Raw genomic sequence first — 9,979 nt, 5'->3', positions numbered from 1 at the left:
AGAACTGGTTGATCTCATAATACGAACGGGTAGTTTAGTTCAAACCTATGAAATTAGTATTGTATAATTTTTACAGGAACTGAAAAAGAAAAATTGATAACCGTTGTTTATGACAAAACTTCACGAGATGACGAAATAGACGATGCCGTAATGGATTTATCTAAATTAGATGACGATGACATGATACGAGCCAGTGTAGGAGAATACAGAGATAGCTTTTAAAGAAGCATTTGCACTGATTAAATCCAAAGGAACTGATTGGTATACGAATTTTTCGGAATTATTCCCAACGAAAATAAAGTAAAATAAAAACCGAGATTAAACAACGAAGAATTTTAGTGAAAAGAACGGAGGGCTAAATTGTTGCTGTATCAAAAAATTCAGGACATGATTAAGGAGTGGAATCCCAACGAGATTCATCCACTATTGGACGATGAATACAATGATGAGGTCAAACAAATATACAACTTCATCAATGAAAACCAGAGAAAATGCGGAATTGGTGACCTTGGACAGTACATCTATGTTGTTTTCCAGAAATGCTGCGGGAACCTGTTTGAGAAATCGCAAGAAGAATGCGTTCAGATAGCCAATAAGATAGCCAATAAGATAATCAAATAGTACAGACCATCAACATGTTAAGCTAACGGGACACGATAGCTCAATAGAGATCAGGAGAAGGCTGTCGATGTGGAATACTGTGTTTTTAAAAGGAGATGAGGTTATGCAAGGCTTAAAAAAAGATGTTGTTATATTGCTTGAATCAATTGTTTTTTTGGCTATTGGCTTGTTACTTACTGTAAATGTAGCAAGTAAAATTTATGAGAGTTTTGGAATTGAATTTATAGGTAATGTTTGGGTTAATTGGTTCGGAGTTTCTTACTTTCTTTTTGTACTATACACGGTTATTACTAGACTATTTATTATGAAGAATACTATCTACTTTAAGCAACGTCTGAAATCAAAATTTTTTTGGTTTGGTTCAATTTACATAATCTCTATTCCATTTGTAAAAGGAGAAAACCCATTCTAATTGAACTAACGGGCAGGTTAATATGGAAGCCATGTAGAACTTTTATTGTATAAAGTTGGTGTGGGGGAATATCAATGGAAAGAGAAGTTACGGAAGCCGAATTTTTAGATATGCTTCAAAATGGGCACAGACACTTTCACAAAATTTGCGTCGAAGCAGGTACTTATCATGAATTTGACTTTTCGGGTTTAATCTTCGATGAGTGTTTGTTTTCGGTTGACTTTGCGGGCTCTAATTTTGAAAACTCTACACTGATGAACTCTAATTTTAAAGCGTGTGATTTCTCCAATTGTGTTTTTAAAGGTGCAGTCTTGTTAGGTAATTCGCTCGATGGTGCGGAATTCAAAGGGGTGATTATAGAGGGTATTACCTTTTTAGAAAATACATATCATTCTATTATCCTTACAGAGCGACATCTAATTGACATGATAATATAAATAATCAATTCTTCAGCTTGGGAAACTATAGTTCAATAATGAGATGGTGGCTCCGAGAGGAAGCCCTTTGTTCGGCTAACTGGCAGTATAGTGGAATATAGATTTGGGTTGTATAATCAAAACAGTATAAACATTTTTATCAAATGGATAAATAAGGAGAAAATATGAACACTGAAGATTACAAAGGTAATGATGATTTACAACTGTATGATTCAGTCATAAAGAAATTCGTTATTGACCACCAAAACAAGACCGTTGAGTTTTACTTTCTTAAGGTAATTGAGCGAGTAGACAGAAGTGAGCATAGCTTTACTTATAAAGTAAGGGAAGCAAGGCTGAAATTTTCAGGTGTGGTATATGCGAAACTACCATATTGGATGGAATTTGATGAATGGAGTGAATTTTACCGCTCCGCAGTTATCAAAACTTCAAGTATCCTACAAAGAGTTCCCGAACGAGCACAAAAACATAAAGAACTCCTACATATCTATTTGGGTATAGACAATGGTAATGAATATGCAGAACAAGATATAATCTGCGAAAGTTTTGCAATAGAATTGGAGCCAGAAGAGTACATTTTGCATAATGATTTCGACTGGTTATATGTAGAATAATACTGATATGCAATCAACTAACGGGCAGTTATGCGTAACTTCCAGGGAATGTAAACATCTAAATAACGTAAGGAACGAGGAGGCAGACAATTCATGGGAGGAACGAATGTATGGGATGCGGAGTGGGAGGTTAACGAAGAGCAGGCGCGGACGCTGATCGGCAGACAATTCCCTCAGCTGTCATCGAAGCAAGTGAAGCGATTGGGCTGGGGCTGGGACAATACGGTTTTTCTCATCGGTGACGAGTACGTGTTCCGGTTTCCAAGGAGAACGATTGCAGTTGGCTCGATTCGTATGGAAGGGAAGCTGCTGCCGAAGCTGGAGGCATATATGACCATCCCCTATCCGAAACCGTTGTTTTATGGCGAAGCAAGTGATGAATACCCGGCACCATTTCTTGGCTATGCCTACGTGCCAGGAGATTTCCCCATCGGTTTGACGGAAGAACGCCGGGCTTTATCGGCAGAGACGCTGGCGAAATTTTTACGGAAATTGCATGAGTTTCCGGTGCAGGCGGCGCTGAAGTGCGGAGTTCAGCAAGATCATCGAAACTTGACGGACATAGCATCGCGCAAAGTGAAATTGGAGGGCTTTCTATCGAAGGTGGTTGAACACTTGTCGCCGGAGGAGTACGGTGTGATCGAAGCGTATATTAGCAGGCTTCAAAAGGATCGTGTCGAGGCGGTGAATGCACTGCTACATGGCGATCTTCATTTCAAAAATATGCTTGTGAATGAGAACGGGATCGTTTCCGGCATCATTGATTGGGGCGATCTGAGCGTAGGCCATCCGGCTTGCGATTTGAGCGTTGCTTATAGCTTTTTACCACCTTACGCTCGTGGCGTGTTTTTCGAAACGTACGGAGGAGCGGACGAGGAAACGAAGCTGCTGGCGCGGCTGATCGCGGTATACATCCCCATACTGATCTTAATGCAAGCGGTCGATGACAGGAATGAAGCGATTGCGGCAGAGGCGAAATCCAACATCATGCGGGCACTGTCGGATTAGGCTCATTATTTCGTTGCGGCTATGGGGCTATGGCTATCGGCACCATTTTGTCGTTTAAAGGCCTCGATAAGGTACGATCCGCCTTCTCTGATGCTGCTTTATGTTGAGGAACACGAAATTCAACAGAGTAAGTCGTTGCGCTAACGGGACACTATAGTGGAATAGCGGTTGCTTCGGCAGTCGTTTTTTATTTGTTCAACTAACGGGCAGTTTAGTTGAACAAGTTAAGTGGATGTTTTATATCATATATAACGCAAACTGTGCAGGAAGGGATGGATTATACGGCGAGAAAACTCAGCCTATTAGTCACTGTATTGCTTTAAATTAAACCTCAGCAGTTGACAATAGTGAAGTGATTTTATGAATCCAGTCTCCATTTTTGTCAGCTAATAAGGCATTCCACCCGAGCAATATTGCTTCATTAAAATTTTTGTCCTGGTCATCAACAAACCATACATCTGCCTGGTGACTTAAATGTTGATGAACAAGAGCGTATATTTCAGAATTAGGCTTACAATAACCTACTTCGCTGGATATAGTTATACTGCGTACAAAGGGTTCAATTGGTTTTATAATGGACTCAATCCACTCGATGCGATGGTTACTTAATAAGTGGATGTTTGCGTATTTACTCCAATGCTGAACTTTTTCAAAAGCTGGTAATGGACGAATATTTGAAATAAGGAGTTGCTTTGCCTTATCTATATTAATTGCAGGAAATTTTATGTACAGCTGCTCCCAGAACCCCTTCTCCGATATCTTCCCAGTCCATAATTTTTCACGCATTTCGTTTCTAAAATGAAAAAGCACTTCATAAGGAATATTCGACTTTTCCGAAAGGTCTTCCCAAAAATGAGGAGAAAAATTGGTGGAAAGCACTCCTGCCACATCGAGAATTAATTCTTTACGATTCATATTCAACACCCTCCACCCACATGTTTCAAAAGCATATTCGACTTATGTGGTTGAATTTCTTCTTGATAAATATTATAGGCAGTTAGTTTAGAAGTTTTTTCATCGAGTCGAGAGTCGTAGTGATTGTTGCACAGTACGAAGATATTGTGTAACAAAAAGAAAGCGCGCTTGTTCAACTAACGGGCAGGATAGTTGAATGATTTCGCGAATAACTTAAGTCATGACGAATTTACGAAGTTCGCAAAAAAGACGTTAGCCGAAAGAAGTTCTTAGTTTAGGAGGAGTCTATATGATATTAGAAAAAGTTATAAATAGAATTGTAATACAAAGTGAATATAAGGATTTTGTTGATAAATATATAGATAATATACTTAGCGAATTTAAAGGTAAGATTCATAGCATTTATATGTGTGGCTCGATTCCAAAAGGAACTGCTAAACCTTTTAAGTCAGATGCAGACTTTACTATTGTATGTGTAAATCCCAAAGATATTGATTACGAAAGATTGTCAAATATTAAAGATGGGCTTTTGGAAGAATATCCATTAGTAACTAAGATTGATACGATAATTTGCTCGATTGACGATGTATTAAGTAAACCAAATGAGTGGGGTTTTTGGGTAAAGATAATTTGTGTTTGCATATATGGTCATGACGTTGGTGAAAAAGTACCACCGATAATTATTTCTCCTGAATTCATTTTAGACTTAAATACAGAGACCAAGGAGGAAGTAGATCGTATACATAGTTTACTTTCTAATGCTAATGAGAACACAATGAAAACTAGATATATTAAAGGTTACTCTAAGAGATTAATTCGTGCATTATACTCTTTGGTTTTAGAAGATACAGGTGTATGGCAAGATGACATTATTAAGATGAAGAATGCCATATTAAACTATTGTGAGATTGACTCCGCTTTAGTTAATTATCTGTATGCTTGTTACTTGGATAGTAATGTACTTGTTGAAGAGTTTCTGGGAATTGCAGATGAAGTATATAGCTATTTTGAGAACGCCTTAAATGCAATGGCTGCTTCCAGAACTTCCTTCGGCTAACACCATATTGACGCTCCGGGTAACTCTGAGAAGTGAGTGACCACATCCAGCCCCCTAAGCCCGTCGGGACGTCACTGCATTAGGTGTTCGGCAAGCCTCACAACTATAAGCAGCGACTCTAATTAAAACATAAGACTATTGAAGTAACGGGGAACTTTAGCTGAATGATACACATTAAAGAGCAGCCGCTACGGTAGCCTGCTGTTTTCATTGAAGTAACGGGCAGGATAACTTGGACAAGTCACGGAGATTTGAATATGAAGATTGTTAAGGGATGTGTTATTAAAATTAGTCTACAATTGGTGCCATTAAATATTCCATCAGATTGGACTGTCGTATGGAATCATTTTTATGAAATTAATCCCGATGACTTTCATGACGACTCATTTCCTTATGTATGGGAGCTACATGAGGATATATTCTATTTTAGAAATGAAAAGACAGGTTTGATTTTGGATTTAGGATGGTATCCAGCTATGCGTTCAGAGGGTGCGTATACATTGAATTTAGTGAAAATAGGTGATGAAGAAACTGGACCCGAATATTGGGCTAACCCTATTTTGAAATATTGTTCCCGCAAAATTAACGACATAACAAATATAATTCATGAAGTTCTCAATAAAGAGCAATATGATTCGTCCGAAGCAAAGTAAATCATTAAGCTAGCGGAGAACGACAGTAGAATAGCGGCTGCTTCGGCAGCTGTTTTTTATTGTTCAAATAGCCAGCAGAATCCTTACAATTTGTGGGACTATAGCGTTCCATTATTAGCATTAGGTTAAGTAATAATATTATGTAAAAATTTGGAGCGATGTGGTAAAGTGGAATGATGGGAAAAGTACTCAAATTACAAGCTTCTTCGATAATATCTTTGTGCCAATCCTTGCGTTCCTCGGTATGATACTTTTCGTATATGGGTTTCCGAAAAAAATCAAATAAGATAACTTGTTCAACACGATGTGAGCACATTATGGATTGTACCATAAAGTTACAGAGGAGGTGCTTAGATGGCGGAAAGAAGATATGGAATTGTCAAATGGTACAAAGAAGATCAAGGCTACGGACGGATAATGCTAGACGGGCAGGAAGATAACCTGTTTTTGTACACTTCAGCGAAATACTACCAGACCCTATTAGGTTACCGGACGGCTTTCGGTTCCTTAAAGAGGGTCAAAAAGTTGCATTCGACCTATTCGAGTTTCCGGATATAGTTGATTCTCAGCGCAGGACAGCTAAGAATGTGCAAATATTAGAGGAATGAAGGAATCGAGACGTACTTGATGAATGTATGGACTTTCGGGAATCATAATTAAGCTAACAGGCGACAGGCGACGATAGTTCAATATAAACACGATAAGGCAGCCAATCAGTCAAGATGAAAGGCTGCCTTTATTCAATTAACGGGCATTTATCTTCAACTACTAATTATAGTTTTCTTGCTTTAATTACGAAAGTTACAGGAAGCATCTTTGCTTTTTTCGCAAAATCGTCGTTATCGTTCCGGGATTGAATAAGTTCATCATCAGATTGCTCAATCATTTCCTCAATGATAAATCCCGCTTTTGAGAGCGCATTGACATAGGTTGATAGTTTACGGTCAGATAATGTTAGCGTACTTTCGTTAAGAGTTACCGAATACCAAGATTCATCGAAATAACATTTTTTAAAAACAAGCATATCATTTTCTGCAACAACACATTTGTGTATAGGGTGAGACCAACTGAAAATAAATACGCCGTCTACTTTTAGGTAAGATGCAATCCTGCTAAAAGTACCCTCAAGGTCGGTTGTCCAGCCTATAGCATAAATCGAATAAACAAAGTCAAAATAATCTTCAGGTAAGCCACATTTTTCTTCCATGGGTGAACAGATTAATTTTGCTGAAAGTCCGTGATCTGATAAGTATTCTCTTGTTTTTTCGATTTGGTTTTCTGATATATCTATACCCCATAGTTCAGATGCTTTACGTTCCCCGAGATATTGCAATGATTGACCGCTTCCACAGCCTATCTCTAGCATCTTTTTTCCTGAAATATCGCCAAAAAGTTGGCATTTTTCTTCTGAGACGAATGCTCCATATAAAGGAAGTGCGGTTGCTCCTAAAATATCATTTCCTTTTGTATCCCAAAATAAACTGTTAGTTTCATGAATAACATTCTTGTCCATATCGACCGAGATAGCGCTACCAACCTCCCCAGCGCCTATAATATTTGTTCTATAAACAGAATTCTTGTCCATGCAAGTACCATCCCCCAATATAAAAATATTAGCCTAAATATCCTGACTTTCGTACTATTAATTCCCAAATAATGTACCATTTTTCTATGAATACATCTACCTCAAATCTTCCATATAGCATCCATTTGATCTAGTAGACTCATTGCGCTAACCGGACACGATAGTGGAGTAGCGGTTGCTACGGTAGTAGTTTTTATTTGTTCAATTAGTGGGCAAGATAGTTGAAAAAGGAACTCAAATTTAAATCTCGAATATTTATTGAGAACGGATAGCTAAACAATTGATGACAGACAGGAGATAAATACGATGATAAAAGGTTTCGGAGGAATTTTTTGGAGAACTAAGAATCTTGAAGTTATAAAAAAATGGTACAGTGAGGTCTTGAAGATTGAAATAGATCATTGGAATGGGACTGTGATAAAGCCCCAATCAGGAAATGAGACTATCTTTTCTTTCTTTACCGAGGATGACAGTTATTTTCCAACAGAACAACAAGTGATGTTAAATTTCCAAGTACATAATCTAGACGAGACTATTAAGCATCTTGAGCATATTGGTATACCACTTGCAAAGAAAAAAGAAATTAGTGAATTTGGAAAGTTTGTTTGGATTGAAGATCCTGAAGGTCGACTGATCGAGCTTTGGGAGAAATAAAGAGTTCTAACCAAATCCAACGGTATAACTCCAGAGTTGATGAGTTATAAAAAATGAGTTGACACAAAAGTAGTTAGGAACCATACTACACATATGAACAACAATAATAAAAAAGTAAGTGACATTGAGGCTATTCCCTCGCTTGTACAATCCAAGCGTCAGATTGATCGTTATAACCTAGACATAGACGCACAGGCTATACTCGTCGCGTCTAGGCTAATGGCAGCGGGAGCCATGCTTGGACACGCCTCGGAAATTCATTTCTCTAGATTTGGTTTATCAACAGGGCGTTATCGTTTATTGGCTGATCTTGAAGATAACGAAGGAGAAGAGTTGCCTTCGCAATTAGCGGAGCATTTAGGCGTTACACGTGCAACAGTGACTGGTCTTATCGATATTCTTGAACGAGATGGGCTAGTATCTCGGCGATCAAGCTCAGACGATGGGCGTCAGAAATCAGTCATTTTAACGGAAGAAGGAGCGAAGAAGCTACGTGAAATGGCACCTGAGCATTTCGCTCGGCTGGAAGCAATGGTGGGCTTACTCAATATCGAAGAGCGCAGCGTATTTCTTGACTTGCTAGACCGAGTTACACAAGGCATCTCAGCACTTACGGGTGAACTAGGCTCGAAACCAAAGGGAAACATCAGTAATGAGTAGAATGGGCTAGTGAAGCTAGCCTATTTTTATTCTTATATAGTTAGGCACCTAATTATATCTCGCTGAACGCAATCGTTGGACTACTTCAAAGAAGAAAGGAGCAAGTAAATGAACCAGATGAAATACCCGAAGCGGACAGATGGTGTTTATGACATCAAGGCTGTCGGTTCCAAGAAAAAGACTTTTGTACTATGGCGTGAAGTTGTAATGGCCTATATGGCTCCTGCTATTATGGCAGGTATCGGGGGATTGGTTACTGCAGATAGGGGGCTGCAAATAGCGGCATTGACCACTATTGGTGGTGCATCAGCTTTGATGGCCTTGATGATTGGCCTTTTGTTGCGTAGCCGAGTGGGCCATTTGCAATGGGTCATCGGTGCACCTCACTTGGTTGTGGTAGGGGTATTCGCATTGGCCGGGTCCTCATTTGGACTATACGCTGCATGGGTGACATCTGTTTCTGTTGAAAGTATGATTCCGAGTAATCACTTGGCCTGGGTAAATCGTGTCTGGATCGATTTCCCGTTGTCAGGATTCATAGCAAGCACGATAGTGACATGGCGGTGGCGACTTGCAGTCACAACTAATTTTTCATCTAAAAGGAGAAGTGAGAAATGATAGTTATTATGGGAGCAACAGGTACGATAGGTAGTGCACTTTTGGAACGTTTGGTTGATCTTGGCATACCTGTGAGGGCTCTAAGCAGAGAGCCAGAGAAGTTGCGCGATCAGATCGGAGAAAAAGGCCGATCGACTACCGAGGTCGCAAGGGTGGATGCTTCCGACCCCACATCGCTGCGCCGTGCGTTTAATGATGCTAGCCAGCTCTTCCTTGCCATGTCCAACAGTCCAAGACAAATCGAATTGGAAAATTCAATCATTCAGATTGCCGTCGAATCTGGAATCAAACACATCGTAAAAATATCAAGTCCAGCCTTTGAGCAGAGCTCTCCAGTGGCAGTAGCGGGCTGGCATCAAGAAATTGAGAAAACGCTGAGAGAATCGGGTCTCACCCACACCGTATTGCGCCCCTATGCGTTCATGCAAAATTTAATGCGCTTTGCACCAACGATCACAACCCAAAATATTTTCTTCGGCTCCATGGGTGATTCACCATGTAACTTCATTGACTGTCGCGATATTGCAGACGTTGCTGCAGAAGTTCTGACCAACCACGAGGTATCAGGCCATATATATACTCTTACTGGTTCGGAGATTTTCAGTTATCCCCAGATTGCGAGTCGACTATCGGCCCTGCTTAATCGACCGATAAGTTACATCAACATGGAACCCCAAGTACTGCTCCGTAATCTTATCGAGCACGGGAATATGCCTCCTTGGCTCGCGAACCACGTTGTGGAAAT

The 9,979-nt window shown here is 39.6% G+C and carries 14 protein-coding genes; 12 read left to right on the top strand and 2 right to left on the bottom strand.

What is annotated here, in order from left to right:
* The first annotated feature begins 363 nt into the window (after window positions 1–363).
* The 5 genes from CA598_RS30055 to CA598_RS30035 all read left to right on the top strand — a co-directional run bounded on the left by CA598_RS30055 (window position 364) and on the right by CA598_RS30035 (window position 3,092).
* Window positions 364–621 (top strand): hypothetical protein, encoded by a 258-nt coding sequence (locus CA598_RS30055; RefSeq protein WP_094878855.1) that lies wholly within the window; start codon window positions 364–366, stop codon window positions 619–621.
* 67 nt (window positions 622–688) lie between these two features.
* Window positions 689–1,033, top strand: a complete 345-nt coding sequence (locus tag CA598_RS30050; protein ID WP_256990710.1) for a hypothetical protein — start codon at window positions 689–691, stop codon at window positions 1,031–1,033.
* A gap of 74 nt (window positions 1,034–1,107) precedes the next feature.
* A complete protein-coding gene (locus tag CA598_RS30045; protein WP_094874694.1) occupies window positions 1,108–1,470 on the top strand; it encodes a pentapeptide repeat-containing protein in 363 nt (120 codons plus the stop codon).
* A 164-nt stretch (window positions 1,471–1,634) separates the two neighbouring features.
* Entirely contained in the window at window positions 1,635–2,084 is a 450-nt protein-coding gene (locus tag CA598_RS30040; protein WP_094874695.1) for a hypothetical protein, read from the top strand.
* 93 nt (window positions 2,085–2,177) lie between these two features.
* Window positions 2,178–3,092, top strand: coding sequence for a phosphotransferase (locus tag CA598_RS30035; RefSeq protein WP_094874696.1), 915 nt, complete (start codon window positions 2,178–2,180; stop codon window positions 3,090–3,092).
* 324 nt (window positions 3,093–3,416) lie between these two features.
* On the opposite strand, the gene CA598_RS30030 is transcribed toward CA598_RS30035, so the two are convergent.
* On the bottom strand, window positions 3,417–4,007 hold the full coding sequence (locus CA598_RS30030; protein WP_094878854.1) for an HAD family hydrolase: 591 nt from the start codon (window positions 4,005–4,007) through the stop codon (window positions 3,417–3,419).
* 289 nt (window positions 4,008–4,296) lie between these two features.
* Between CA598_RS30030 and CA598_RS30025 the strand changes: the two genes are divergently transcribed.
* The 3 genes from CA598_RS30025 to CA598_RS32045 all read left to right on the top strand — a co-directional run bounded on the left by CA598_RS30025 (window position 4,297) and on the right by CA598_RS32045 (window position 6,275).
* The gene (locus CA598_RS30025; protein WP_094878853.1) at window positions 4,297–5,064 is read left to right on the top strand and encodes a nucleotidyltransferase domain-containing protein; all 768 of its coding nucleotides are present in this window, start codon (window positions 4,297–4,299) and stop codon (window positions 5,062–5,064) included.
* A 257-nt stretch (window positions 5,065–5,321) separates the two neighbouring features.
* Entirely contained in the window at window positions 5,322–5,717 is a 396-nt protein-coding gene (locus tag CA598_RS30020) for a hypothetical protein (protein WP_094878852.1), read from the top strand.
* A gap of 354 nt (window positions 5,718–6,071) precedes the next feature.
* Window positions 6,072–6,275, top strand: coding sequence for a S1 domain-containing protein (locus CA598_RS32045; RefSeq protein WP_218832633.1), 204 nt, complete (start codon window positions 6,072–6,074; stop codon window positions 6,273–6,275).
* 214 nt (window positions 6,276–6,489) lie between these two features.
* On the opposite strand, the gene CA598_RS30010 is transcribed toward CA598_RS32045, so the two are convergent.
* Window positions 6,490–7,302: a class I SAM-dependent methyltransferase gene (locus CA598_RS30010; RefSeq protein ID WP_094878851.1), complete on the bottom strand. Its 813-nt coding sequence runs from the start codon at window positions 7,300–7,302 to the stop codon at window positions 6,490–6,492.
* A 306-nt stretch (window positions 7,303–7,608) separates the two neighbouring features.
* Between CA598_RS30010 and CA598_RS30005 the strand changes: the two genes are divergently transcribed.
* The 4 genes from CA598_RS30005 to CA598_RS29990 form a co-directional block, all read left to right on the top strand.
* Window positions 7,609–7,956 carry a VOC family protein gene (locus CA598_RS30005; RefSeq protein ID WP_076287092.1) on the top strand — a complete coding sequence of 116 codons (348 nt, stop codon included), beginning with the start codon at window positions 7,609–7,611 and terminating at the stop codon, window positions 7,954–7,956.
* Window positions 7,957–8,049: 93 nt separating this feature from the next.
* Entirely contained in the window at window positions 8,050–8,616 is a 567-nt protein-coding gene (locus tag CA598_RS30000) for a MarR family winged helix-turn-helix transcriptional regulator (protein ID WP_094878850.1), read from the top strand.
* A 108-nt stretch (window positions 8,617–8,724) separates the two neighbouring features.
* On the top strand, window positions 8,725–9,234 hold the full coding sequence (locus CA598_RS29995; RefSeq protein ID WP_179283798.1) for a hypothetical protein: 510 nt from the start codon (window positions 8,725–8,727) through the stop codon (window positions 9,232–9,234).
* The coding region (locus CA598_RS29990; protein ID WP_094874703.1) for an SDR family oxidoreductase at window positions 9,231–9,979 on the top strand (749 nt) is incomplete at its 3' end. The genes CA598_RS29995 and CA598_RS29990, both read left to right, overlap by 4 nt.

It is taken from the genome of Paenibacillus sp. VTT E-133291 (assembly GCF_002264395.1).
GTDB classification, from domain to species: Bacteria; Bacillota; Bacilli; order Paenibacillales; family Paenibacillaceae; genus Paenibacillus_AQ; species Paenibacillus_AQ nitricinens.
The sequence above is the reverse complement of the archived record's forward strand: the minus strand, read 5'-3'. Positions and strand labels throughout refer to the sequence as shown.